Here is a 26,280-nt window from a genome sequence, read left to right as displayed (position 1 = left end):
GTTGGCACAGCCTGTAAAAGAAACTAAATCCTATTTAGAAATTTTGGGCGATACAATTAAGCCCAATCAGTTATTGTTTGCGATTATAATCAGCGTTGCCATTAGCCTCGGCGGATACAATCTTGGTCTCTGGCTATTGCCTTCGTTTGCCAGCGAAAGTATGGTGCCTTCCTATTCCCTATTAATTGGCATTGGCGGAAGTGTCATCTCGCTTCTGCTCTGTTCTGCACTGTTCAAGCCTCAGCGGATTTTAGTGGAGGAAGAAACTTCTTCTGAAAGCATGCGGGAAGTTTTTGAAGACCTGCAGCTAGATCCCGAAGAGGAATGGGCATTGATTGAAAATGACCCGATTACACGCAAGGAACTCGAAGAATTAGGCGTTCTGGAAAGCTTCCGCAGCATTGGAGGCGAATCGAAAAAATGAGCTTACTTCTAACAGCTATGCTATTTGCCTTACTTGGCGCAATTGTTTTTTCCCTAATCGGACTTATATCCGGTACAGACGAGACGGCCATCATGGTTCCACTTACTTTATTAGTCATCTTGCTCGGTGCTCCGCCGGCTGCCGTCTTTTCCTTTTTCATGGCAGCAGTTCTCGCTAAACATTTAACGCATGCTGTTCCAACAGCATTAATGGGAATTCCAGGGGATACGACAGCGGTTCCTTTGCTGGATCATGCCACGACGCTTCGAAGAATGGGAATGCCGCATATCGCCCTTCGCAAAATGATCTCTGGCGGGATTATCGGTGCTTTTATCGCATTGCCGACAGCAGTTCTGCTTGGCCAGTTTTTAGGCCAGTTTGCTGATTTCTTCAAGTCCTCAACCGGCATCATCTTTACATTAGCCGCTATTTTAATCGCTTATTTCTCTAAGGGGAAATGGGTCAGCGTATTGATGATCATTCCATTTGCGTTCTTTATCAAAAGTTTGGACTTATTAAGTTTTACCGTTTTAGATAAGCACTTATCAATCAGTTTCTTCCTGGGAATTGCAATCGGACCGATCTTTGCGGATCTTCTGTTCGCAACTTCTTCAAGCGCGAAAAAGTCGATCGAACGAGATCGGCCGAAAGAATACCATCTTGCGCCTGAAACAAAATCCTGGAAGGGCTATTTCCCGAATCCGTTTAAGATTTTGACAGGCAGACAGCAAATTTTCACTTCCATTACCACTTTCATTTCATCGCTGACTTTTGTGTTCAGTCCGGTCGGGATGACGGCGTTGATGGGTGAAATCGTCGGTTCACGGACGAAAGGCGCCTATAAAAAATCCACTACCAGCTTGACTGTTATGAACGGGGTGACGGAATCTACTTATATCGCTGAAGTCATCATTCCTTTGATTGCATTCGGTATTCCGCTAAGCCCTGTCGCATTGGGTCCAGGTTCGCCGTTATTCAATGCACCGCCGGTCTTTACGGTAGATCCGATCAATAACTTGCATACTTATTTGACTTCTTGGGACTTTTTCTTGTATGGAGCAATCGGATTGATCATCGCTTCGTTGATCGCTTATCCGTTCTCTATGAACTATGCACGAAAAGCTTCGGTCATCGTATTGAAGTTTGTCAGCCAAGAAGCAATCGTAGCCATGTTCATCGGTCTTGCTTGCCTTCTTGCCTTCCATGAAGCCCAGCTTGTCGGAATTGTTCTGACCTTCACTGTAGCTGCAGTCGGCGGTTTATTGAATCGCATACTCGGTATTGGTGCAGGGGTCCAGTTCATGGTGTTCTATGCCTCTTCTTGGATTATCTTGACTTTATTCGGAATTTAAAACAAAGGACTTGCAGCACCCGATTTCTTAGGCGGCGCAAGTCCTTTTCCTATTCGCTTATAATTTCCGGTGCTTTTTCAGCGCGAAAACATTTAACACGATGAACACAAGAGCAAAAATGCATAATGCCAGCAAGTCGCGGCTAATGTCAGCCAGACCAAGCCCTTTGTACATCACACCCTTTAACGCATCCGCTGCGTAATAGATCGGCATGATCCGTCCGATTCCCTGGAGCCATTCCGCCATGCCTTCTACCGGAAAAATGCCGGCGAAGAAAATTTGCGGAATGACGACAATCGGGATGAATTGAACCATTTGGAACTCTGATGAAGCGAAAGAAGACAATAAGGTTCCGAGCGATAAAGCGACGAGTGCCAATAGCAGGTTGGTCAATATAACATGCCAGATAGAGCCTACTAAAACAACATCCAGTACAACGACGGAAAAGCTTACGACAATAACCGTTTGAATGATGGCGAATAAGCCGAATCCCGCTAAATAAGCGGCTACCAATTCCCATCTGCGGATGGGTGTCGCCATGAGCCGTTCAAGGGTTCCGGATGTCCGTTCTTTCAAAAGGCCGATTCCGGAGATCAGAAACACGAAGAAAAAGACGAAAAATCCGATCAGCACCGGGCTCAGGACATCGAAAAATTCAGTGTCCCCGCTGCCATAAATATAGTCGGTTTCCAAGGTCGGCGCATCCCCGCCAACTGCAGCATTTTGCATGAGAAGCGCCTGATTCACTTGCACCAAGATCGATCTCGCAACGGACGGGTCGTCGTTCAATAAAATCAGTTTCAGCTCACCGTTTTCATCCGTCAATAACCCATCGAGCTCTGCCTCAATAACAGTTTGCGAATCTGCAGCTTCAACATATTCTATGTGAATGTCGCGCTCTTCCAGCAATGCGACCAGCCGCTCGTCGATATCGGCGATTCCAATTTCCGCTTCATTGCCATTCCCGTTAAAGAAGAAATACATCAGCGTCAGAACAATGAGAGGAGCAAAAAACAGGAGCGCCAAGGTTCTTTTATCGCGCAGCATCTGTTTGATGATGCGTTTTATAAGCGCTTGAACTCTCATGGCTGCTCCCTCCCCGCCTGCAAGAATACTTCTTCCAATTGGTTGGCGCCGTATGCCGCTTTTAAATCGGCAGGGGAACCGTTTTTGATGAGTGCGCCGTTCCGGACCATTGCGACAATATCGCATTTCTCCGCTTCGTCCATTACGTGGGTCGTGATCAAGATGGTTTTTTGGTGTTCATTTTTCAGATGCATCAATTCATTCCAGATGGATAGCCTTAGCTCTGGGTCGATGCCCACTGTCGGTTCGTCCAAAATCAAGATCTTCGGATCATGGACAAGAGCGATAGCGAGCGACAACCGGCGCTTCATCCCGCCGGAATAAGCCGATACTTTCTTTTTCAGCTCGTCTGTCAGTTTGACGAGTTCTGCGGCATAAGCGATCCGCTTTTTCATTTCTGTTTTCTTCATTGGATAAAGCGAGGCGAAAAAAGCAAGATTTTCATATCCCGTGAGTTCAAGATACAGCGCATCTGATTGAGCCATATAGCCGATGTCCTTGAGCAAATCCAGATTCGGCATCTTTTTGCCGAATACCTCTACACTTCCTTCATCTGCAGAATCAATGCCGACGATCAATTTGACGAGTGTCGTCTTTCCCGAACCTGATGGTCCTATCAACCCGTAAATCTGCCCTTGTTGAATTTGGAGATCAATGTCTTGCAGCACCTTTGCTTTTCCATAGCTTTTGCTGACTTCTTTCACATCAATTTCAATGGACACCAGAAGCACCCCATTTCTAAAGATGAATGGTTTATGTACTTCCATTCTACTCTTTTCAGATTTTTCCGGTATCTTTTTTCAACTAAAAAACAACGGCTGTTTGAAAGCCGCTGTTTCTGTTTTATTTCTTATTCCATTCTTCGGCCAGTATTCCGTAGACAACATGGTCGACGTAATGGTCATATAGCCATTCTGCCTGCCGGATAGTCCCTTCCTGCACATAGCCAAGGCGTTCCGGGATGCCGCGGCTTTTCGTATTTTCAACAGCAGCACGGATCTCCACTTTGTTAAGCTTCAATTCAGTAAATGCATAATCCGTCAATGCTTTTGCCGTCCGTGTCATGATGCCGTGCCCTTGGTAGTCTTTGCCGATCCAGTAGCCGATATAAGCGGTTTTATTCGCCGGGTTGATATTATTGAAACCCGCCACTCCGACAATTTCGCCTTTAAAGAGAATTGCGGTGTTTAAGCTCTTCCCTTCGATGAAATTGCTGCTGCCGGATTTAATGAAGTCTTGGGTATCCTTTAATTCCGTAGTGAAGTCCAGCCATGGCAGCCACGCTTTCAAATGTTCCCGTGAATTGTCGGTCAGCTCGAAAATTCGTTCCGCATCCCGCATTTCCACTACTTTCAACGATAAGTCTTCGTCAATCTTATGTATAAACATGGAAAATCTCTCCCCTTTTTGGATTATTCTATATCTTAGCATAATCCATAGCTTGAAGGGGGATATTTTTAATTTGCGCTTAACCTCCGTTTATTTGCGTTCAAAGTTTTTTATTTGCGTTCATCGCCAGTTTATTTGCGCCTAAATTTTTTTATTTGCGTTCATCGCCTGTATATTTGCGTTCAGCCTATTTCACCTGATTTTCGTTTAAAGCCGATTCAAAAGGGAAACCAATCATTGAATCTAAAAATACAAAATGGAGGTTTTCACTATGGCACACGAACAACATGCAGAATTGATCAAGGCGCTGCACGACTGCGCCGCTGCTTGCAACCATTGCTTCGATGCTTGCTTGCAAGAAGAAGACGTAAAAATGATGGTCCCTTGCATTCGGCTGGACCGGGAATGCGCAGATATCTGTGCATACTTAGAGCATGCGATTACCCGCAATTCGCCTTTCGTTGCTGAACTGGCGGCAGTATGCGCGACAATTTGCGAAGCATGCGGAACAGAATGCCAGAAACATGACCACGACCATTGCCAAAGATGTGCGGAAGCTTGCTTCAAATGCGCTGAAGCTTGCCGCAGTGTTGCGTAAGCGCCCATTCTAAAACCCCGAACCTGCAAAAGGTTCGGGGTTTTAGTTTATCTCAATAATTCAATCCGTTCCCGGTACTGATCAATCAACAGCTGGTTGTGCTTGTCAGCTCCGTCAACATTTCCGCTAAGGAAAATCGGCGGTTCAAAGCCGCTATCTGCCATCCGCTGGATTGCTTCAGCGAAGATGGCATTCAAGATGACTGCACCGACAACCGTAGAAGTCGGCCCGAATGGAACTTTGACTTTGTCGTAGTTCAATACGGCATCGCCCACAACTGAATAATTATCAATAACAAGATCCACCGAGTCGAATAAATAATTTCCGCTCACATGGCGAGAGGTTTGGCTTTGCGAATATTCCTTGGAAGTGATCCCAATGACAAAAGCCCCTTTTTTGCGAGCGGCTTCTGCTACATCCACCGGCACGGGATTGCGGCCTGATGTGGACAAGACAAAGACGACATCTTCCGGCCTGAAATCCTGGTCCTCAAGGAACGTATCGGCAAATCCGTTTTTCCGTTCCAATTGCGAAGACCGGACAGCTCCTTCATGCAGCATGAGCGGTTCTACAAAAATCGGCTTGATCGGCACAAGGCCGCCCGCCCGGTAGAAAACTTCTTCGGTCAGAATATGCGAATGCCCGCAGCCGAATAATTGGATGATGCCGCCTGCTTGAATGACATCCGCCACTTTCTGCGCAGCTTGCTTTAACCGTTCGCTTTCATTTTTTTCGACTAACTCGAGCCTTTCTTTGGCGCGTTCGAAATAAGCACTTAACATTTCACATCAGCTCCTCAACTTCTCCATTCAATCTTACACATTCGCATTCACTTGCGCCTCTTCTATCAACCGGACCATATTTGAAATCGCCACTTCAATAATCTGTTGCCCTTTTTCTTTTGTCGCGAGTTTCGCATCCCCGAGTACTGCTGTCTTCGTAAATTCTTCCCATGGAGTCGGCGTCACATCTGCCATCATCGGAATTGTGGGAATGTCCGAGATGGCTTTTGACATGTCCACATATTCATCCGCTAAATACAGCATGTACGAGGTTTCAATTTCGCACGCATGAAAATAGCTTGAATGCGAGGACGGTGTTTCGCGGACGCGTTCTGTCGCTTCTTTCACGCCCGGATAAAATAAATAAAGAACTTTCAAGCCCGGCACAGTTTCAGCCAGTTTCCTTGCCGCTTCTTTTAAAGCCACGGCATTTCCCAAATGTCCATTGATCATTGCGAACACTTGAAACCCTTGATGATGCAGGCTCGTGCCGATATCGACCAGCAGCCCAATCAAGGATTCGTTGCTGACATTGATGCTGCCGGGGAAATTCTTCAAGCTCCAAACTTGCCCGTAAGGCATCGTCGGCAAAACGAATGCACCCGTTCTTTCCGCCACCCGCGCTGCCAGGCGTTCAGCCAAATAATTATCCGTACCCAGCGGCAAATGGGGGCCGTGGGCTTCGACTGCGCCAATCGGCAATATCGCGACTTTACTGGCTGCAATTTTTTCTTTCACTTCAAACGAATTTTCCTGTTGGAAATTCAAAGCCTTCCGCCTCCTACCGGTTAAATGTAAAACAGCGTGCAGGATTTTCAATAAAGAATTTTTTCACAAGCGCTTCTCCGTCGTAGCCTTGTTTGTTTGCGTCATCCACAAATCGCGGCACCCATTTCGCGATAATATACTCCAGGCCAAGCCCGTAATCGTAATGTTTATAATAGCTTTTCCGTGCCGTATCCCCGCTCACTAAAACCTGATTTTCATAGCCTTTTTTCACAAGCTCCAATATACAGGCAATCCGCGTACTTTCGGGAGCATATTTGATTTTCGCGATACCGTCAAAGCTGAGGTATGCGCCCGTGCTGGCAATTTGCTCATGGTAATAAGGGTCAGGATTCCGGTCCATATGGCCAAAACTCATAAACGACAAGTCGACACCTTCTGACTTCAGCAATTCGATCTGTTCAAGACCCATTGTTCCCGCTTCTGTATGGGAATGCAAAGGCGCTTTTGTTTCCAGATGCGCCCTTGCAACAGCACGCAAGGTTTTTTCTTCAAGCGGCGTGATCCGATTATAGCCGGTGCCGAATTTCACTTGCCCCGCTTTATACGGCGTGCCTTCCAGTCCTTCCTCGACTTCCCTGATGACGAACTCCGTGAGTTCATTGATGCTTTTGGCTTCAATCCAGTCGTTATATGTCCGGTAATCGCCAAGGATCGGCTTTAAGCTGTCTTTGATAGACGCATCCCACAGGAAGCTTTTGTTGAATCCGGCAGTGCCCACAATATGGACATCCAGCTCATCCGATATTTCCTTTACCGCTTCAACGTCCCGGCCGTAATCGATTGCGGTTGCATCGACGATTGAATGTCCTCCGTGGTTCTTGAAATCCGCTACATCCAGCTTGGACTTTTCTTTGTCATCCAGCAGCAAATCATCGGCTTCCCGTTCTGCCCAGTAAGCCGGGCGGCAGACAATATGTTCATGAGAATAAGTAAAACCCAGTTCTTCCGGTGTGATATCGCCGCGAAGCGTACGGATAAAACTCATATTTCGCCCTCCATTCCCTCAATTTATGATTTTCCTATAATAGCAGTTGCGCCAGCAGTCGGATGATCGGCCCAAGGATGAACATATCCGAATCGGCTGCCCACATCGCTGTATCCGGAATCGTATCGGATAAAAGCATTTTCACGGTAATGTATTGCCCCCAAGCGACAACTGTTGCCGTGACGAAACCGCCCATGACCGCTCCTCTGACGCCGCCCGTTAAGTTTCCGAAAACACCTGCAGTGGCAGAGTGGAAGAAGAGCACGATCATCGTCGGCACAAAAATGTAGCCGACCGTATTTCCTAATACTACCAACCAAAGCAAAGCCCCTACGAACGATCCAAGGAATCCTAAAATGACCGCATTTGGTGCATATGGGAAAAGGATCGGGTTGTCCAGTGCCGGTCTTGCACCGGGTACGATTTTCGTCGCAATCCCTTTAAATGCCGGTACAATTTCACCGATAAACATCCGGACACCCGTCAATACGACCGCAATCCCGGCTGTGAACGTGAAAGACTGGATAATGGCATAGACGATGAAGCTTTGATTGCCGGAACTTGCTACCAGTTCTGCAGCTCCCGGTGTATCTTTGAACGAAATGATAATGGCACCCGCCAAGAACAATAAGCCCATGGTAAGTGCCGTGATGACGTTTGAATCTCTTAAGAATTCAAGGCCTTTCGGCAGTTTGATCTTTTCTGAATCATTTTCTTTATTGCCCCAAAGCTTTCCGCCGAAAGCTGCAAGCAAACCGACGGATGCCGAAGTATGGCCAAGGGCGATATTATCGTTGCCTACAATTTTCCGGACGAATGGTTGAACCAAAGCCGGCTGGACGGTCCAGTAAATCCCCATGATCACCGAAAGGAAAATGACCAGTTTAAAGAAAGAGACGTCCGGCGCAGCGTGAACTGCAATCCCTGCAAAAATCGTGGTTGTCCAGAACATCATATGCCCTGTCAAATAAATGTATTTCAGGCGAGTGAACCGGGCGAGCAAGACATTGATCAAGAAACCGAGGGTCATCGCCAGCGTGACCGCACTCCCGTATTCGGAGTTGAAAAGTTCTTGCCCCATGTACTCTCCCAAAGTTTCCCCGGATAAATTGAACACTTCTTTCCAAAGCGGCTCAAAGACGGTCAAAGCCCCGACGATAATATTCGCTCCGGCACTGATGATCAAAAAGCCGATGATGGCTTTAAAGGTCCCGCTCACTCGCTGGCTCGCCGTTTTCTTCTGCAGCAGCAACCCGATCAATACGATAATGCCAAGCAAAATGGCCGGTGTGCCAAACACGTTATTTGAAATCCAAAAAATAGCATCCATTCTCATTCATCCCCTTTATCTGATTAAAATAGAAGTGGCTCTCTTTTTATGCAGGTATGTTGTTTTCTATCGCTGCATTGATCTCGTCCATGTCAAAGTAATTATTGACGATAATCACTTTCGCTGGGTGGTCTTGCAGGCTTTCTGCCAGTTCGTTGCTGGTGATGATGTAATCTGCGCTCATGCTGGTCGCCGACGACAAATCAATGTGTTCCACGTCAGCCATGATGCCCTTTTCTCCCAAAGCTTGCTCGACGTTCATTCTTAAAATCAAACTCGTTCCTTGCCCCAATCCGCATACACATAAAATTTTCATTTTAATTCCTCCCTAACACGATTTTAAGTTCTTCGTAGCTGTTGATATTTTTTAGTCGCTCAACCTTTTCCGGATTGTTCAATAACATGACCAATTCCTTCATCACCAGTAAATGCTCATCACTCGTTGATGCCCCGAGAGCGAAGACCAAGGAAACCGGGTCGTTCGTTGCACTGCCAAAAACAACCGGGTCTTTTAGCCGGACAAAAGCGACTGATGCTTCTTTTACTCCGTCTTCCGGCCTTGCATGCGGCAAAGCGATTTGCGGTGCAAGGACAAAATACGGTCCGTTTTCCCGGTACGATTCGACCATCGCCTCCACATACCCCGATTCGACCAAATCACTTGCGACCAGCAAGTCGCCTGCAGCTTTAATGGCAGCTTCCGGCGTTTCTGCAGGAATATCCAGCGCCACTAGTTTTTCTTCAAGGAATTTCATATCCATAACCCTTTCTGTGTAAGATCCAATCCATCATTGCGCATGCATCTGGATCAATTCATAGATTTTTTCGGCTGATTCTGCAGCGATAAGCTGGTCCTTCAACTTTTTATCGTTTAATATTTTTGTCAGTTCTCCGAGAGCTTTCAAATGGCTGTCACCATCCACCGCTGCAAGCACAATAAGCAATTTCACAGGATGGGTTCCTTTCTCCGAGAAAGAGATGCTGTTTTTCAGCTGCAGGAGACTCATACCCAACTCATTGACCCCGTCTTGCGGTCTTGCATGCGGAATCGCAATCAGCGGAGAAACAACTACGTACGGTCCGGTTTTATCCAGAACGTCAATCATGGCTTCGACATAATCGGTTTCGATGAAATGATTTTCAACGAGAGGAGCGGCTGCGATTTGAATGGCTTTTCGCCAATCCGATACACTTTCCAGCGTTTGGATGTGCTGAATCTTCAGCAAGCTGCTCAAATTCGGCTTTTCTTCCTTGCGGGAAGATGTCGGATTCTGATACAAGTACTCGCGCAATTCCATTTGCAGGTTTTTCCGGTCTCGGATATCTGCATGGCTCTCAATGATCGATAACAAGGCTTCAACCGAATGCGCCTTCACCGGCTTTACGCCAATAAATGCATTTACTTTTTTAAGCAGCTTCTCTTTTTCAATCTCTGTCAGAATGGGGCTGACCACAAATACCGGCTTTCCTTTTTCTTCAAGCGGAATGGTCGAAATGACAAAATCCGCTTCATAGGAATTGTTTTCGAAATCCCGCAGCGAAACACAATCGACGACGTCCACTGTTGAAAATAACCCTTCCAGCTGATGCTGGAGCAATCGGGAAGTTCCAATTCCGTTATTGCATACGAGCAAAACCGATTTCCGGCTGACCGGCTTTTTCCCCATCTTTTCCAGCCAGCCGCCGAAATGGATTGCGATTAACGCAATTTCTTCATCATTGACCTTTTTGCCGGTAATGTTCTGAAGATGATCGATTATTTTTTTGGTGATCCGGAATGTATCCGGATACTTTTCCTGGATGGAATTCGCTAAGTGGCTATCGACTTCTAATCCATACAGTACGCGGTAATAAGCAGACTTTATGTGCAAGAAAAGGCCATTCTCGACTTCATCGCGATTTTCAAAGAAAATACAGGCGTACCGTTGAAAATCCGAAACCATATGGGAAACGGTCTCCGCTAGAACTTTCATCAGATGCCGGCTGTTGTTTTCAAAAAGGCTATCTGCGAATTGGATTCTCGAACTCAGCAAATGCTTCGTGATGTAGAAAACTTCATCTTCCGGAAAGGCGATTTCAAATAGCTTTGATAACTTTCCCGCTATCCCTTGCGCTGCCCGGTATTCATTTGTCTTGCGCAATACCTCTTTTTCGATTGGATCCACTACAATTTCCTTGCCGCTTGTCAGCCTTTTGCCGAACAACAATAGCCTAAGCGTAAGGCTATGCAAGAAATCATCCGTGTAGCGGATGTTCAATTCTTTTTCGCTTTCTATCGCAATTTCTTTGATCGCTTTCATTTTCTCGAAAATGAACGGATCCATTTCTTCATGCTGTTCATTGAATAAAATCGGAAGTTGAAGCAGCAAGGATTGCCAGCTTTGCTTTGGCAATAATTGCTGGAGGTAGAAGACAATCACTTTTCGTTTGTCTTCTTCTTTTCCTTTGATCTGATAGCCTCCTGCTCTTTCAAACTGCAATTCCAATTCAAAGTTCTGCAATTCTTTCTTCAGCTCTTTCAGATCTTCAATCACCGTGTTGCGGCTGACCCTGACCTTTTCCATTAAATTCTCGAGATACAATGCTTCGCTCCTTGCCGTCAAATACAATGCCAGCCACGCTTTCCTCTCTTTAGGCGAGTACTCATAATGCCATTTCGGCATGTGGTTCAACCGTTCGGGGATTTCCTCAGCCGTTTCTTTCTTGAGATGGAAGCCGGCTGAACGGATATGTTCAATGCGCGGCAGTTTATTTTCTTCAAGCCATCCGTTGATTTTTTCAATATCGTAGTAGGCAGTGCGCTTGGAGATTTTAAACTTCTCCATTAATTCTTGAGGAGTGACATAACTCGGCGTTTGAGACAAGTATGCTAATATCGCGGTGCTTCGCTGATCCAAGGCCATGATTTTACCTCCTTCCTTAAGGTTTAATAACGTTCCCGGGCTTTTTGTTCAGAATTATTAATTACTTCTATTTTACCTTCTTCACCCGTTTATGTAGAGACCAAATGTCGCCCTATCCGTTTGTGCAAAATTGGACTGTAAGGATTTCTCATCACTGGAAATCATCAGCGAATAAAAAAAGCAGCAGACCCCTAACCTTTTTCAAAGGTTGGATCTGCTGCTTGGTTCTGTTGATTTTCTAAGGAGATTTAAGCTCCTAAGCTTTCATTTTTCATTAGTTCATCGACAGTTTCGATGACGCGTTCCTCGTCTGCTCCATCTGCAATGACTTTGATTTCTTTCCCTTTTGAAATCCCTAAGGACATGACGCCCATAATCGACTTCATGTTCACTTGCTTGTCTTTGAACTCCAATTTAACATCTGATGCAAATGACGAAACGCTTGCCACTAATTTTGCTGCAGGACGCGCGTGTAATCCTTCATCGCTTGTAATCGTATAGTTTTTTTCAATCATTTTCTAATCTCCTCTTTATCGTTTAATGTCGGTGATGAATTTATATCGATCTGCCCGGTAGATGCTTTGAACCAGTTCGAATGGAATCCCATCCCCTAAATAGCTGAGGCGCTCAATGCATAGCACCGGGGAAGGCATGCCAATTTCCAAAAGTTCCGCATCTTCCTTTTTCACTAAAGCGGCTTCCATTCGCTGGGAAGCATGGCTGATCCTTAGCTGCTGCTCTTCTATTATAGAATAAAGTGAGCCTTTTAGCGCTTCTTCTGTCAATTGCGGGAAAAGTTTTACGGGCAAAAATGTCCGTTCGATGGCCATCGGCTTGTCATCGGCATAGCGGATCCGCTTGACTGAAAATACTTTTTCCCCACTCTGGAGCTCAAGTTCTCCGGCAATATCCGCTTCCGGTTCGATTTTCTTGAACTCGATAAGTTGGTTGCTCGGCGCCATGCCACGGGCTTTCATGTCTTCTGTGAAGCTCGTAAGCCCGTTCAGCGGCTGTTCCACTTTCGGGATGGCCACAAAGGTGCCGCGGCCCTTTTCACGGTAGAGCAGGCCGTCATTGACTAGATTCGTGACGGCTTGACGCAAAGTCATACGGCTGACGCCGAAGCTTTCCGTCAACTCGCGTTCTGACGGGATTGCGGTGCCGGCTTCGAATTCTCCGGCCTTAATACGCGCCCTCAATTGTTCTTCGATTTGAATGTAGATTGGAATGGGAGATTGCTTGTCGAGCAATTCGTTCACAGCCCTTCTGCCTCAACCAACTGATAGGCTTCGCGATCTGCAATTAACGTAACATCCGCATGCTTCCATAAAAATGAAGCGGGAAAATCTTCGCTGATGTTTTTGTCCAATAAGGTTTTCACCGCTTGGGCTTTTTTCTCACCGGAAGCGAGCAGCAGGATCTTCTTGCTTTTTAAAATCGAAGCGATGCCCATCGTGATTGCATGGGTCGGTACATCTTCGGGGGATTCGAAAAAGCGCGCATTGTTCTGGCGGGTCGATTCATCCAGTTCGATGATATGCGTCCGGCTTTCTTCAGCCGTTCCGGGTTCATTGAAACCGATGTGTCCGTTTGTCCCCATCCCAAGAACCTGCAAATCAATCGGCCCAATCCGGTCAATCAACGCTTCATAGCGCAAGCATTCTTCTTCAACGGAATGCGCCTGGCCGTTCGGGATATACGTATGGCTCATCGGGATGTCCAAATGCTTGAATAAGTTTTCAACCATGAAAATCCGGTAGCTGTTCGGATGGTTTTTGTTCAGCCCTCTGTATTCATCCAAGTTGAAGGTTTGGGCATGTTCATAGGAAATGCCCCTCTGCTGATGGCCTTCAATCATTCGCTCGTACAGCCCGAGCGGTGTCGAACCTGTCGCAAGCCCCAATACCGAATGCGGATTTTCAGCAATTTGCTGTTCCAAAATTTCTGCAGCGCGCCTGCTCATTTCTGCGTAATTTTCAACTACGATTGTGTTCATTACAATTCCTCCTTTGCAAAAGCGATAGTCCCCCTGCAAATTGTCATGTGCACGTTCAACTCATCATCTAAAATGACGAGATCCGCATCTCTTCCGGCTTCGATTTTCCCTTTTTGCGTTAGCCCCAACTCTTTTGCGGCATTTGCAGAAGTCATCGCCACCAGATCCGAAATGCTGCAATTCGTCACAGAACGCACATTGCGCACTGCGGTGTCCATCGTCAAGATGCTTCCGGCCAAAGCGCCGCTCTCAAGACGCGCCCCGGTTTCAGTTACGTGGACGTCTTGTCCAGCCAAGTCATAGACGCCATTCGGCAAGCCTTTTGCCCGCATCGCATCAGTGATCAATACGAGCCGGTCCGCCCCTTTCAGCCGATAAGCCATTTCAACCGATTTCGGATGGCTGTGAATAAAATCCGCGATCAGTTCCACCGTCAATTTTTCTTCTAGCAAAGCCGTTCCGACAACCCCCGGGTCGCGGTGGTGAAACGCACTCATTTGATTATACAAATGGGTGATGTGGCTCGCGCCTGCCCCAATCGCTTGCTGCATTTCCTCATAGCTCGCGTCGGAATGGCCCATCGAGGCAATGATGCCAGCTGATTTCAACTGTTTGACAAAAGCGAAGCCGCCTTCGATTTCCGGCGCCATTGTGATCATTTTGATGCGTTTTCCGCTGAGCACTTGCCACTTATTGAAAAGCGAAGCGGATGGCAGCGTGATGAATTCAGCAGGCTGCGCGCCTGGCTGCTTCGGTGAAATGAACGGTCCTTCCAAATGGACCCCAAGCATTTCCGCCTGCTTTTCTTCTGCTTCAAACTTGCTGATATTTTCCAATGCTTCTGAAATGGCTTCGTCCGATTGCGTCATCGTCGTCGCTAGAAAACTCGTCGTCCCTTCTTTTGGCAACGATGCCGCAAGCCCCTTGATCGCTTCCGGCGTCGCATCCATGACATCATGCCCGGCAGATCCGTGAATGTGTACGTCGATAAATCCGGGAGCCACTGTCCAATTCTTTCCACTGCCGTCGATTTCGATATCGGCCGGACGTGCTATCTCAGGCGCCATTTCCGCTATCTCTCTTCCTTCTATAAAAATGTCGCCCATAAAGCTTTCATTTATGGCATCGGCAATCCATACATGCGAGATTTTCATGGTCTTCTTCATTTTTATCCGCTCCTTATGAAAAACCAGGAAACTCGAGATCCGAGTTCCTGGTTAGACGGTTTCTTATTTATTCGACTTTTAGAATAGACGCAGTTCCCTGCTTCTGATTGCCGTCTTTTAGCATCTGTAATTTTTGTCCGGTTAAGTTCGTAAAAATGACCGGCGTGACAATAGACGGTGCATTGGCTTCAAGATAAGCAAGATCCAGTTTCAATAACGCATCTCCTGCTTGGACCAGCTGCCCTTGCTCGACTAAAGTTTCAAACCCTTCGCCTTTTAATTTTACCGTATCCAGCCCCACATGAATAAGAAGTTCGACTCCTGTATCCGTTTGGATGCCGATGGCGTGTTTTGTCGGGAAGACCGTGACGACTTTCCCGTCAATCGGTGAATGAAGCGTGTTTCCTGAAGGAACGATACCAAATCCTGGTCCCATCATTTCTTTTGCAAAGACATCATCCGGCACTTCAGATAATGGAATGATTTCCCCATCAATCGGCATAAAGAAATCTTTGTCGATGATGACTTTCGGAAGTTCCGCTTCCGCCGGCAATTTTTCAATCGGCGCATCCAGATTTTCCGGAGTTGGATTTCCTTTTGCCAAACGGCTCTTCATGGCATCCGCCAAGAACTCAACAGCTGTTCCGATGACTACCTGGACATTGGTTTTATTGACTTTCATCAAGCCCATTGCGCCATGGCGCTTCAATTCCTTTTCGTTCACTTTGTCTGCGTCTTTCACTGTCAGGCGCAAACGCGTCGTGCAATAATCGACGGTTTGGATGTTATCGCTGCCGCCAAGTGCGTTGATCGTGTGGTAAGCGCGGATGTCGATTCCGTTATTGCCTGTATCCGCATTGCCGTTTTCTTCGTCTTCATCTTCACGCCCTGGTGTTTTCAAGTCCAGTTTGATGATCAAGAAATAGAAAATGAAGAAGTAAATAACACCTACGACAAGGCCCATCACAAGTAAGACAAGCGGGTTCTGGGCAAGGCCGTAGTTCAGGACATAATCGATGGCGCCGGCCGAGAAGCCGAAGCCATGATGGACATCCAGTGCATAAGCGACCATCATTGATACGCCGGTCAATAAAGCATGGACTACATATAATAATGGAGATAAGAACATGAACGAGAATTCGATCGGCTCTGTGATCCCTGTTAGGAATGACGTGAATCCGATACTGAAGAGCATCCCGCCGATTAGGGCTTTGCGCTCTTTTTTAGCAGCTGCATACATTGCGAGACAAGCTGCTGGCAGGCCGAACATCATGATCGGGAAGAAACCGGAAAGGAATGGCCCCGCTGTCGGGTCCCCTTTTAGGAAACGGTTGATCTCACCGCGTACGACTTCGCCTGTTGCATCTGTAAATGTACCGAAGTCAAACCAGACAATCGTGTTGATGACATGGTGCAAACCTGTCGGCAATAGCAAACGGTTCAAGAAACCATAAGCCCCTACACCGAACATGCCAGCATTCAAGATCCAGTCGCCGGCGCCGTCAATCAAATCTTGTACCGGCGGCCATGCATAGCCTAAAATCCCAGCAAGTACGGTCATGGTTGCCGCGGTGACAATCGGAACGAAACGCCGGCCGCCGAAGAAGGCGAGCCAGGTCGGGAATTTCACGTTATAGAATTTATTGTATAAGAGACCGCCGACAATCCCCGAGAGGATCCCAGCAAAAACGCCCATATTGATGGACTCATTAATCGTGACAATGGCTGATGTTAAAACAAGATACGCAACGGCACCGGCAAGCGCGGCTCCCCCGTTGCTGTCATGGGCAAGCCCGAAAGCGATCCCGATCGCAAAAATGATGGCCAAGTTGTCGATAATCCCGGCTCCTGCAGCTGACAAGAACGGAACGCCGAAGAGGTCATCTTGTCCTAAACGCAGAAGCAGAGCGGCTGCTGGCAATGTTGCAATTGGGAACATTAACGACTTCCCGATTTTTTGCAGAAAACTAAACAAATTAATTCCACCCTTCTTATTGGTTTTTAGCTGTCTCTATGATGAGAAAATGTATAGATGTCTATACCAATTCTATTCTTATATGTATGCGTTTTCAATACTATTTTTTATTTAATGGAATAATTCTTTTTTCTGGTGAAGGTCCCTAAATTTTCGAGACAAAAAACTTCTGTTGACAGCTTCAAAAAACAGGCATACAGTTAGCTATTATTTCACTCTTATCTTTAGGAAGTGCCATTGTGAAGCCATCCAAAAAAAAGCAAGTTAAAGTCTCACCGCCGATTGGCATTGCCGGCAGCTTTTTGTTTTTAATCACCTTAGGGACCCTGCTGTTAAAACTGCCAATTGCCACAACTGCACCGATTTCCTGGACGGACGCATTGTTTACCGCCACATCGGCCACTACTGTCACTGGACTTAGCGTATTTGACCCTGGCACCACGTTGACGCTGTTCGGTGAGATTGTCTTGCTGTTGCTGATCCAGTGCGGCGGTATCGGGCTAATGACGTTTGCTGTAGCGATCCTGATTTTGCTGCGGCGAAAAATCGGCCTCCAAAACCGGATCTACTTGCAAGAATCCTTCTCTCAAAACTCCATTGGGGGAATTGTCAAACTGGTCAAGATGATCCTCACTTTCGTATTAAGCGTGGAAGCCATTGCCATTGTGCTGCTGACGGTTTATTGGGTGCCGGACTACGGCTTTCAAAAAGCAGTGAATTTAAGCGTCTTCCACGTTATTTCCGCTTTCAACAATGCCGGTTTTTCTTTGTTCCCGGACAACTTGATGAGCTTCGGCAATGACCCTTTTGTCCTGGTACTGTTGTCCAGCCTGTTTATCCTTGGGGGCTTAGGATTTACCGTCGTCGTCGATATTTATCAAAAAAAATCTTTGCGCTCCTGGTCGCTCCATACAAAATTGATGGTGTGGGGAACGCTCGCCTTGAATCTAGGCGCAACCTTGATCATTCTCGCCTTGGAGTTTGGCAATCCGGAATCACTTGGCGGAAAGTCGTGGGGAGAAAAAATCCTGTCTTCCTATTTTGCAGCCGTAACGCCGAGAACCGCAGGATTCAACGTTTTCGATTACGGAACATTGGAAGATCCGACCTTGTTATTCACGATGGCATTAATGTTCATCGGCGCCGGCAGTGCTTCGACGGCATCCGGGATTAAGCTGACCACTTTTATCGTCGTGCTGCTATCGACTTATGCTTTTTTGCGCACACAAAAAGAACCTGAGATATTCGGCCGTACGATCCGGATCGAAACCACCGTCCGCTCGCTTGCCATCACAACCATCAGCCTTCTGCTCGTGCTGCTGTTTTCATTCTTGCTGACCGTGACAGAGAAAATCCCTTTTCTGCCTTTAGTGTTCGAAGTTGTATCGGCATTCGGGACAGTGGGGCTTTCGATGGGCATCACGGCACAATTATCCGATCTCGGCGAAATTCTTTTAAGCCTCGTGATGTTCGTCGGCCGAATTGGTCCGCTCACTTTGTTTTTCATCTTAATGAAACCGAAGAAAGACCATTTCCGCTATCCGTACGACCAAGTATTTACGGGTTAAGAAAAATAGCCTGCCGGCAAAAGCCGGCAGGCTATTTTAATGCGACTGGATTCCAGCCTATCTCTTTCTTCAACAAGAATCCCGATCGATCAGGCTTGGTTGAAGCCGGTGCACAACCGGGCTCGCTTTTTCCGAAGTTCCGTTGATCTGCTTCAACAAAAGCTCAGCTGCCAAGTTCCCCATTTCAATCGTCGGCTGTGAAACGATCGTAAGCGGCGGTGAATAGAAGCTTGCAAACGGCACTTCGTCAATGCCGATGACTGCGACATCTTTTGGAATATGCAGCTGCTGCTCTTTCATGAATTTCAGCACTTCAATCAAGACAATATCATTGCCGGCCAGAATCGCATCCGGCGGCTCTGGCAAGGCGAATAAATCTTTCAGCACTTCCTGGATCTTTTCCGCATCAGCTGTTTGGATATAAGCCGGGTCGGCTGTCAGGTTAACTTCTTCAACCGCTTTTCGATACCCTTCAATCCGTTCGACCCGAGGGCTCGTATTTCGGATGATCGAAGTTGTCACGATGGAAACTTTTGAATAGCCGCTTTCGGCGAATTTGCGGACCGCCAGTTCAGCTGCCCGGTGATTGTCGAGCATGACCGTCTCAATTTCCAATCCTTCAATTTTCCGGTCCATGAAGACGACCGGAAAGTCTCTTTTCTTCATTTGTTCATAGAGATCCAAATTCCCGCCGGTCGGGAAGATAATCAACCCGTCGACTTGCTTCGCTAAGAGCATTTCGATGTAATTCCGCTCTTTTTCGGGTTCGTCATCCGCATTGCAAATAATTGTATGGAATCCTTGCCCATTGAAATTATTTTCAATCGTCCGGAGAATCTGCGTTGAAAAACTGTGAAGGATATTTGCAACGATCACACCGACTGTAAATGTCGACTTCTGCTTTAAGCTTCTCGCAATGACATTCGGATGATAGTTCAATTCTTCGATTGACGCTTCAATCCGTTTCCGTGTGTTTTCGCTCATGTATTCATAGCGTTTATTCAGATACTGCGAAACGGTGCTTTTGGATACTTTTGCATGTTCCGCCACTTCTGCGATGGTCACGGTTTTCATGGACGCATCAAACTCCTGAATAAGCCATGAAGCCGCCATCGACCGCTAAAGTCGTACCGGTAACAAAGGATGAATACGATTCATCCACTAAGAATAACAGCGCCCCCAATAAATCTTCCGGCTGGCCGAATTTCTTCATCGGCGTCGCTGTCAGGATTTTCTTTGAACGCGATGTCGGATTGCCTTCTGGATCGAGCAGCAAATCGCGGTTTTGCGTTGTCAAGAAGAATCCCGGTGCGATCGAGTTGACGCGCAAGCCCGTTTCCGCAAAATGAACCGCCATCCACATTGTGAAGTTGTTGATCGATGCTTTCGCTGCACTGTAAGCAGGCACTTTGGTCATCGGCGCATACGAACTCATCGAAGACAAGTTGACGATTGCCGGCGACTCGCTCTTCAACAATTCTTTGCCGAATACTTGGCTTGCAAGGAATGTTCCGGTGAAGTTAACCGAGAAAACATTTGAGAAGCCTTCTTCTTCTAAGTCGAAGAACGATTTTCCTTCTGCCGATTCATCGTAGGTTTCCGGTCCTGTGATCGCGTCCGGATGGTTTCCTCCTGCGCCATTGATCAAAATATCAATTTTGCCGAAAGCTTCCAAAATTTCGGTTTTTGCTTTTTCCAAAGAAGCACGGTCCAAGACATTCGCCGCTACAGCCAATGCTTCTCCGCCTGCAGCGTTAATTTCCGCTGCCACGTCTGCTCCTTTTTCAGCTGTCCGGTTTAAAATCGCCACTTTCACGCCGTGGCGAGCCAGTTCGCGTGCCATTTCTGAACAGAGTACACCGCTGCCACCTGTAATAACCGCTGTACGGCCTTTTAAATTTTCATGGATTGGAATCATTTTGCATCCTCCGTTCTTTTTGTTTCGTAAGCATCCCATAAACCAAGCAAGTACATGATGCCCAGTGCACGGTCATACAATCCGTATCCCGGTCGGCAAACTTCGCCCCAAATGTGGCGGCCGTGGTCTGGACGCACATAACCGTCATAATCCTGGTCATGCAATTCTTTTACGACGCCTTTAATATCAATCGATCCGTCTTGCGTATAATGCGAGGTTTCCGTAAAGTCTCCGTTGTCATAAACTTTGACGTTGCGGATGTGCGCAAATGGCGCACGCTTCGCATATTTTCTCGCCACTTCCACCATATTATTGGATAAGCTTGCGCCCATGGATCCGGTGCACATCGTAAACGCATTGGATGCTGAATCGGAAATCTCGATCAGTTTTTCATAGCTTTGTTCACCCGTGATGATGCGCGGCAATCCGAAAATCGAATACGGCGGATCATCCGGATGGATGGCCATTTTGATCCCTGCTTCTTCAGCCGTCGGCAAGATCGCTTTCAGGAAATAAGCCAAATTCTCCCACAGCTGAGCCTCATCAATCTCTTTATAAGCTTCGAACAATTCACTCAAATGGTCAAGTTTTTCCGGCTCCCAGCCTGGCAACGTCAAATCCGACGCTTCGCTCACGGTACGCACCAATTCCTGCGGGTCCAAGTTCTCCACTTTCGATTTCTCGAAGAATAAAGCCGTCGAACCGTCTTCTAAAGGATGGAACATTTCCGTACGCGTCCAATCAAAGATCGGCATGAAGTTATAGCAGATCACTTTCACGCCGACTTCTGCCAAATTGCGGATCGACTCTTTGTAGTTTTCAATATAGCGGTCGCGGTCTGCGTTCCCGAGCTTAATCGATTCATGGACATTGACGCTCTCCACCACTTCGGTATGGAAACCGTAAGATTCGATATAATCCACTTCTGTTTTGATCGCTTCTTTCGTCCAAACTTCTCCTGCCGGGACATCGTGCAATGCCCAGACGATCCCTTTCACGCCAGGAATTTGTTTGATGTTTTCAAGGGTAACCGTATCGTTATCTTTGCCGTACCAACGGAATGCCATGTTCATTCGGGGGTTCCTCCTCTATTGTGCGCTTTTTTCCATGTACTGTTTGCTTAACTCAACAGCTGCTTCAAATCCGCCAGCTGCGTAAGCTTTATTCAAATCACTGCCGATTCCTACTGCTACTGCTCCAGCGGAAATCCAGTCTTGGATGTTGTTTAAGTTGATGCCGCCTGTCGGCATGATCCGTACATGCGGAAGCGGGCCGTTGACTGATTTGATGAATGACGGCTCGAAGTTATTCGCTGGGAATAATTTGATGATGTCGCTGCCGGATTCAAGTGCTTTGACCATTTCACGGATGGTCATGCAGCCAGGCAAATACGGAACGCCGTAGCGGTTGCAGACCGGCGCAATATCTTCATTGAAATGCGGGCTGACGATGAACTTTGCTCCGGCGAGAATGGCGTGGCGCGCTGTTTCCGAATCCAAGACCGACCCTGCACCGAGCAGCACATCTTCTTCTTTCAATGCTTCAAAGACGTTCTGCACTTGCGGTGTCGTATACGTCAATTCGATTGCGGGAATGCCTCCTTGGATTGCCGCTTTTGACAACTCGATCGCTTCTTCTGCACTAGTCCCGCGAATCACTGCGACGACTTTCGTTTTGGTCAACTTTGCTAACACTTCATGTTTTAACATTTTTTCAGCTCCTCTTCTATTTAACGTTCCACAACTTTTTCTTTACGGATCAAAGCCGTCACTTCTTCTAAATAAGGCAGCCCTTCGTTGTCGCCGGACACCGTTGTAACCAATGCTCCGACGCCGTTTGCAAACTCCAGCGCTTCTTCCGGCGAATAGCCATGAAGCGTCGCGTATACATAGCCAGCGTCAAAGCCGTCCCCTGCGCCTACTGTATCAATCGGATTTACCGGGAACGCCTCTTTTTTATGCCAAGCGCCGTTTTGGTAAACTCGCGCCCCGTTGCCGCCATCTTTAATTACAAGTTGTTCGATGTTGAAGTCTTTCGCACATTGTTCAAGTGCTCGGTCTGCAGAATCTCCGATGATCATTTCGATTTCATCCAAGCCTGTCAGCAAAATATCAACTGACGGCAAAATTTCCATATATGCGGCTTTAGCCTGGTCCAAGGTCCAAAGCTTCAATCGAATATTCGGGTCAAATGAAATGCGGATATCCTTTTCAGCTGCGATTTCCAGCACCCGTTTCACGATGGCAAAGTTTTTCGGATCAATCGCCAGGAAAACGCCGGTCAGGTGAATCAAATCTACGCCTTCAAACATATCTTCAGTTATATCGCTCGGCTCCATTGTTAAGATCGGAGATTGATAGCGATAGTAAAAAGTCTTGCCGGAACCATCTTCCCGGATCTCTTTAAAATTCAGCGAAGTTGGATAATTTTCCACAAACTCGACTTCCGACAAATCGACGCCTTCACCGCGGGCAAAATTATAGATGACCCGCCCAAATTCGTCTCCGCCAAGCCGGCTTGCCCATTTGATATTCAAACCAAGGCGTGCGCAGCCGATCGCAAAATTCAATTCAGCCCCGCCCACTTTCCGGGTGAAAGAAGGCACATAACGCAGCGGCCCAGTTTCAGAAGGATTGAACGTGATCAATGCATCTCCTAAAGTAAAAACATTATATTGATTAGACAAGGTATTTCCCCTCTCTTGTATGCTATTTTTATTTTATAAATCGGTTTAGTAAATCGGTTTAGTTAAACTATAAATGAAAGTGCTTTCAGAATCAATCAATCGCGGGTAAATTCTGAAAAATAATCAAAAAGGCCTCTATACAAAAATAACGAAATTTCTTTCCCTGCAATTGCTTGAATGATTCTCTTCATATGCAGGAGATTGCCCCTTGTATAGAGAACTACTTGCTAAGCAAAATTATGACGGGAGGAATTGATATGTATTTTGCATACAAAAGCATACTGGTGGCCGTCGATGGATCCAGCGAAGCGGAGCGCGCTTTTGAAAAAGCAATCGGCATCGCGAAGAGAAATACCGCTGTACTGAATATTATTTACGTAGTGGATAGCCGTTCTTACACAGCTATCAAGCTTCATGAACCGCATATAGAAGATGAAGCATTCAAGCACGGAAGAGAACTTCTTGAGGGCTACAAAGCAAAAGCGCTGGATTCCGGAGTCCAAGAAGCCCATACATTCGTTGTTCCCGGCTCTCCTAAAAAAGTGATTGCCCGGGACTATGCAAAACAGCTTAGCGCCGACTTGATCGTCTGCGGAGCCCAAGGTTTAAATGCATTTGAACATTTTCTCCTCGGCAGCGTTTCCCAGCACATCGTTCGGAGCAGCCCTTGCGACGTCTTAGTCGTTCGCCAAACCGGTCCCAAGAATAAGAAACCGAAAGAAAGAATTGAGTATAAATAAGATTTAAGTTTTTTGAATATTCGTAATTTAAGGAGGGGTTTTATTTTTAATGGAGAATGAGAACAAGGAAGAGAAAAAAGCAGAGGAGGATACGTATGGCTTTAGAATACAATCATATTTTAGTCGCAGTTGACGGTTCGAAAGAAGCAGAGTGGGCATTCAGGAAATCCATTGAGATGGCGAAGAAACATAAGGCTTCACTGAATTTAATCCATGTAGTGGATACCCGCTCTTTTACTGCTATGACAAAGCGGGTACCTTCTGAAGATGATCCAATCTTCGAAGAAGGAAGAGCACTTGTCGAAAAGTATAAGAATGAAGCCATTGGTGCCGGATTGTCTGATGTAAATGCATTTGTAGCTTCAGGATCTCCAAAAAAAGCCATTTCACGCGATTTTGCCAAGCAGGTGGACGCAGACTTGATTATTTGCGGAGCCCAAGGATTGAATGCTTTTGAAAAATATTTGATGGGCAGCGTCTCTCAGCATATCGTCAGCAATAGTTCCTGTGACGTTCTTGTCGTTCGCAGGGAACTTCCGACCAATCAAAATTAAAATGACGGCAGCAACTGGTCTTCCCTCTTAACAGCGAAAAAGAAGTCTGGTCAACTTGAAAACAAGTGGACTGGACTTTTCTTTTTCGCTGGAATATTTCTTCCAGCTGTGAAATCTCTATTTTCTCAAGCCATATAGGTTCAAAGGAGCTGGATATCAAATGAAGAACTGGAAAACCCATATTGAATTGATCGCAGCTATTCTATCCGGAATATTAATTCTTCTAGCCTATCTCCTTGAAAAGAATGAGCTCGCAAGTTTTTCAGTGCCTGTTTACCTGCTGGCCTTTTTTATCGGCGGCTATGCCAAAGCGAAATACGGCATCCAAAAAACCATTGAAAACCGAAAACCCAATGTCGAGCTGTTAATGGTGCTCGCTGCCGTCGGTGCTTCGCTGATCGGCTACTGGACAGAGGGCGCGATTCTGATTTTCATTTTTTCGCTTAGCGGTGCATTAGAAACTTATACCATGAACAAAAGCCGGAAAGAAGTTTCCGCTTTAATGGAAATCCAGCCTGAAGAAGCCTGGCTTTTACAAGGCGAGACCACGTCTCGGGTCAGCATTTCTTCTCTCCAAGCGGGAGATACGCTTGTCGTGAAGCCTGGCGAACGAATCCCTGCAGACGGAAACCTTTTGACGGGGCATACGGTTGTCGATGAATCCTCGATCAGCGGAGAGTCCATTCCGGTCTCCAAAGATTCCGGAGACGAACTATTTGCCTCTACTGTCAATTTAAGCGGGGCGATTACGATGGAGATGACGAAACCGAATTCTGAAACGCTTGTACAGAAAATTATCGACCTCGTCCAGTCTGCCCAAAATGAAAAGCCCCCTTCCCAGCAATTTGTCGAGCGCTTTGAAGGAAACTATGTCAATATCGTCTTGATTGTCTTCTCTCTCATGCTTTTCCTGCCGCATTACTTATTTGATTGGGATTGGAATACTACGTTCTACCGGGCCATCCTCCTGCTCGTGGTGGCTTCGCCTTGTGCTCTCGTGGCGTCAATTATGCCCGCTACACTAGCGGCCATTTCCAACGGAGCCAAAAGCGGCATTATCTTCAAAGGCGGTGTCCATCTGGAAAACTTGAGCGCCGTCCAGGCAATCGCATTTGATAAGACGGGAACCTTAACCATGGGCCGGCCCCAAGTGACTGACTTCGTGTTGCGTGAAGGAATCTCACAGGACGCTCTGATGGAAAAGGTTGCCGGCATTGAAATGCAGTCTAACCACCCGCTTGCAAAAGCCATTACGGAATTTATTCAATCCAAAGGCATTGCCCCGCTCTCTGGACTGCAAATAACCGATGTGCCGGGCAATGGATTAAAAGCGGTAATTTCCGGCGAGGAAATAAAAGTCGGCAAGCCCGCATTTGTCGGTGAGTCGGAAGCCGAAATTTTTTACGGAAACTTGCTGGAACATTTGGCGAATGAAGGAAAAACCGTGACATTTGTACGCGATAGCCAAGGAATCGCTGCAGCCATTGCATTAAAGGATACCATCCGCCCGAATACGAAAAGCACCATTCAAGAACTGCAAAAAGAAGGGATTTTTTGCATCTTGCTGACAGGCGATAATGTAAAAACTGCCAAAGCGATTGCCGAAGAAAGCGGGGTGGATGATTACGTCGGCGGCTGCATGCCCGGGGATAAAGTAAAAGAATTGAAGAAACTGATGAATGACTACCCTTATATTGCGATGACCGGCGACGGCATCAATGACGCCCCTGCCCTCGCAACCGCCACAACTGGGATAGCAATGGGCGAAGGAACGGATGTCGCATTGGAAACCGCTGATGTGATCTTGATGAAAAATGATTTATCCCGTATTGTCTATTCGATTCGGCTCGCCCGAAAAATGGAGAAAATCGTAAAGCAGAATATGTATTTTTCCGTAGGGGTGATTGTCATTCTTGTTTTCTTGAATTTTATGCAATCCCTTTCCATTCCTTTTGGCGTCATCGGCCATGAAGGCAGCACTTTGCTTGTGATTTTAAACGGTTTGCGCATGCTGAATCATCGTCTTTGAAATCGGCTAT

At 46.7% G+C, this 26,280-nt stretch carries 27 protein-coding genes; 7 read left to right on the top strand and 20 right to left on the bottom strand.

Annotation, left to right across the window (positions count from 1 at the left end; all coding sequences use genetic code 11):
* Position 1: 1 nt before the first annotated feature.
* Both AC2EXB_RS03520 and AC2EXB_RS03515 read left to right on the top strand, forming a co-directional pair.
* Positions 2–424, top strand: coding sequence for a hypothetical protein (locus tag AC2EXB_RS03520; RefSeq protein WP_246809713.1), 423 nt, complete (start codon positions 2–4; stop codon positions 422–424).
* On the top strand, positions 421–1,776 hold the full coding sequence (locus tag AC2EXB_RS03515) for a tripartite tricarboxylate transporter permease (RefSeq protein WP_235198270.1): 1,356 nt from the start codon (positions 421–423) through the stop codon (positions 1,774–1,776). Before AC2EXB_RS03520 ends, AC2EXB_RS03515 begins: the two co-directional genes overlap by 4 nt.
* Positions 1,777–1,833: 57 nt before the next feature.
* Here the strand turns inward: AC2EXB_RS03515 and AC2EXB_RS03510 are convergent, their stop codons facing one another.
* From AC2EXB_RS03510 to AC2EXB_RS03500, 3 genes are all read right to left on the bottom strand, one after another.
* Complete coding sequence (locus AC2EXB_RS03510; RefSeq protein WP_483603663.1) at positions 1,834–2,862, bottom strand: ABC transporter permease; 1,029 nt, start codon at positions 2,860–2,862, stop codon at positions 1,834–1,836.
* On the bottom strand, positions 2,859–3,584 hold the full coding sequence (locus AC2EXB_RS03505; protein ID WP_483603661.1) for an ABC transporter ATP-binding protein: 726 nt from the start codon (positions 3,582–3,584) through the stop codon (positions 2,859–2,861). Before AC2EXB_RS03505 ends, AC2EXB_RS03510 begins: the two co-directional genes overlap by 4 nt.
* 121 nt (positions 3,585–3,705) lie before the next feature.
* A complete protein-coding gene (locus AC2EXB_RS03500; RefSeq protein WP_483603659.1) occupies positions 3,706–4,251 on the bottom strand; it encodes a GNAT family N-acetyltransferase in 546 nt (181 codons plus the stop codon).
* Positions 4,252–4,522: 271 nt separating this feature from the next.
* On the opposite strand from AC2EXB_RS03500, the gene AC2EXB_RS03495 reads away from it, so the two are divergent.
* Positions 4,523–4,849, top strand: coding sequence for a four-helix bundle copper-binding protein (locus AC2EXB_RS03495; protein ID WP_251479084.1), 327 nt, complete (start codon positions 4,523–4,525; stop codon positions 4,847–4,849).
* Between the two features lie 47 nt (positions 4,850–4,896).
* Here the strand turns inward: AC2EXB_RS03495 and AC2EXB_RS03490 are convergent, their stop codons facing one another.
* From AC2EXB_RS03490 to nagE, 12 genes are all read right to left on the bottom strand, one after another.
* Positions 4,897–5,631 carry an SIS domain-containing protein gene (locus AC2EXB_RS03490; protein ID WP_483603657.1) on the bottom strand — a complete coding sequence of 245 codons (735 nt, stop codon included), beginning with the start codon at positions 5,629–5,631 and terminating at the stop codon, positions 4,897–4,899.
* Between the two features lie 33 nt (positions 5,632–5,664).
* Positions 5,665–6,399: a creatininase family protein gene (locus tag AC2EXB_RS03485; RefSeq protein ID WP_483603656.1), complete on the bottom strand. Its 735-nt coding sequence runs from the start codon at positions 6,397–6,399 to the stop codon at positions 5,665–5,667.
* A 13-nt stretch (positions 6,400–6,412) separates the two neighbouring features.
* Positions 6,413–7,405 (bottom strand): phosphotriesterase family protein, encoded by a 993-nt coding sequence (locus AC2EXB_RS03480; RefSeq protein ID WP_483603654.1) that lies wholly within the window; start codon positions 7,403–7,405, stop codon positions 6,413–6,415.
* A gap of 34 nt (positions 7,406–7,439) precedes the next feature.
* A complete protein-coding gene (locus tag AC2EXB_RS03475; protein ID WP_483603652.1) occupies positions 7,440–8,735 on the bottom strand; it encodes a PTS ascorbate transporter subunit IIC in 1,296 nt (431 codons plus the stop codon).
* A 46-nt stretch (positions 8,736–8,781) separates the two neighbouring features.
* Positions 8,782–9,051, bottom strand: coding sequence for a PTS sugar transporter subunit IIB (locus AC2EXB_RS03470; RefSeq protein ID WP_235198259.1), 270 nt, complete (start codon positions 9,049–9,051; stop codon positions 8,782–8,784).
* 1 nt (position 9,052) lies between these two features.
* Positions 9,053–9,490, bottom strand: a complete 438-nt coding sequence (locus tag AC2EXB_RS03465; protein ID WP_483603651.1) for a PTS sugar transporter subunit IIA — start codon at positions 9,488–9,490, stop codon at positions 9,053–9,055.
* A gap of 33 nt (positions 9,491–9,523) precedes the next feature.
* Positions 9,524–11,638: a BglG family transcription antiterminator gene (locus AC2EXB_RS03460; RefSeq protein ID WP_483603649.1), complete on the bottom strand. Its 2,115-nt coding sequence runs from the start codon at positions 11,636–11,638 to the stop codon at positions 9,524–9,526.
* A 248-nt stretch (positions 11,639–11,886) separates the two neighbouring features.
* Entirely contained in the window at positions 11,887–12,153 is a 267-nt protein-coding gene (locus AC2EXB_RS03455; protein ID WP_483603647.1) for a phosphocarrier protein HPr, read from the bottom strand.
* Between the two features lie 15 nt (positions 12,154–12,168).
* A complete protein-coding gene (locus tag AC2EXB_RS03450) occupies positions 12,169–12,888 on the bottom strand; it encodes a GntR family transcriptional regulator (protein WP_483604711.1) in 720 nt (239 codons plus the stop codon).
* A gap of 5 nt (positions 12,889–12,893) precedes the next feature.
* The gene (gene nagB, locus AC2EXB_RS03445; protein WP_483603645.1) at positions 12,894–13,634 is read right to left on the bottom strand and encodes a glucosamine-6-phosphate deaminase; all 741 of its coding nucleotides are present in this window, start codon (positions 13,632–13,634) and stop codon (positions 12,894–12,896) included.
* On the bottom strand, positions 13,634–14,800 hold the full coding sequence (gene nagA, locus AC2EXB_RS03440) for an N-acetylglucosamine-6-phosphate deacetylase (protein ID WP_483603643.1): 1,167 nt from the start codon (positions 14,798–14,800) through the stop codon (positions 13,634–13,636). Before nagA ends, nagB begins: the two co-directional genes overlap by 1 nt.
* A gap of 67 nt (positions 14,801–14,867) precedes the next feature.
* Entirely contained in the window at positions 14,868–16,775 is a 1,908-nt protein-coding gene (nagE, locus tag AC2EXB_RS03435; protein ID WP_483603642.1) for an N-acetylglucosamine-specific PTS transporter subunit IIBC, read from the bottom strand.
* A gap of 239 nt (positions 16,776–17,014) precedes the next feature.
* On the opposite strand from nagE, the gene AC2EXB_RS03430 reads away from it, so the two are divergent.
* The gene (locus tag AC2EXB_RS03430) at positions 17,015–18,343 is read left to right on the top strand and encodes a TrkH family potassium uptake protein (protein WP_483603641.1); all 1,329 of its coding nucleotides are present in this window, start codon (positions 17,015–17,017) and stop codon (positions 18,341–18,343) included.
* 69 nt (positions 18,344–18,412) lie between these two features.
* Here the strand turns inward: AC2EXB_RS03430 and AC2EXB_RS03425 are convergent, their stop codons facing one another.
* Genes AC2EXB_RS03425 through AC2EXB_RS03405 form a run of 5 tightly spaced genes read right to left on the bottom strand, consistent with a single transcriptional unit; the run spans position 18,413 to position 22,947 of the window.
* Positions 18,413–19,417: a LacI family DNA-binding transcriptional regulator gene (locus AC2EXB_RS03425; RefSeq protein ID WP_483603639.1), complete on the bottom strand. Its 1,005-nt coding sequence runs from the start codon at positions 19,415–19,417 to the stop codon at positions 18,413–18,415.
* A 7-nt stretch (positions 19,418–19,424) separates the two neighbouring features.
* A complete protein-coding gene (locus AC2EXB_RS03420; protein WP_235198252.1) occupies positions 19,425–20,261 on the bottom strand; it encodes an SDR family oxidoreductase in 837 nt (278 codons plus the stop codon).
* Positions 20,258–21,334 (bottom strand): mannonate dehydratase, encoded by a 1,077-nt coding sequence (uxuA, locus tag AC2EXB_RS03415; protein WP_483603638.1) that lies wholly within the window; start codon positions 21,332–21,334, stop codon positions 20,258–20,260. Before uxuA ends, AC2EXB_RS03420 begins: the two co-directional genes overlap by 4 nt.
* A gap of 15 nt (positions 21,335–21,349) precedes the next feature.
* Entirely contained in the window at positions 21,350–21,970 is a 621-nt protein-coding gene (locus AC2EXB_RS03410) for a bifunctional 2-keto-4-hydroxyglutarate aldolase/2-keto-3-deoxy-6-phosphogluconate aldolase (protein ID WP_483603636.1), read from the bottom strand.
* A 20-nt stretch (positions 21,971–21,990) separates the two neighbouring features.
* A complete protein-coding gene (locus AC2EXB_RS03405) occupies positions 21,991–22,947 on the bottom strand; it encodes a sugar kinase (RefSeq protein ID WP_483603635.1) in 957 nt (318 codons plus the stop codon).
* Between the two features lie 257 nt (positions 22,948–23,204).
* On the opposite strand from AC2EXB_RS03405, the gene AC2EXB_RS03400 reads away from it, so the two are divergent.
* From AC2EXB_RS03400 to AC2EXB_RS03390, 3 genes are all read left to right on the top strand, one after another.
* The gene (locus tag AC2EXB_RS03400; RefSeq protein ID WP_235198248.1) at positions 23,205–23,687 is read left to right on the top strand and encodes a universal stress protein; all 483 of its coding nucleotides are present in this window, start codon (positions 23,205–23,207) and stop codon (positions 23,685–23,687) included.
* A 95-nt stretch (positions 23,688–23,782) separates the two neighbouring features.
* On the top strand, positions 23,783–24,241 hold the full coding sequence (locus tag AC2EXB_RS03395; protein ID WP_235198247.1) for a universal stress protein: 459 nt from the start codon (positions 23,783–23,785) through the stop codon (positions 24,239–24,241).
* A 160-nt stretch (positions 24,242–24,401) separates the two neighbouring features.
* Positions 24,402–26,270, top strand: coding sequence for a heavy metal translocating P-type ATPase (locus AC2EXB_RS03390; protein WP_483603634.1), 1,869 nt, complete (start codon positions 24,402–24,404; stop codon positions 26,268–26,270).
* Positions 26,271–26,280: the final 10 nt, after the last annotated feature.

The organism is Planococcus alkaliphilus (genome assembly GCF_057031095.1).
Note: the sequence above shows the minus strand (reverse complement) of the source record. Positions and strands in the feature narration are given on the sequence as shown.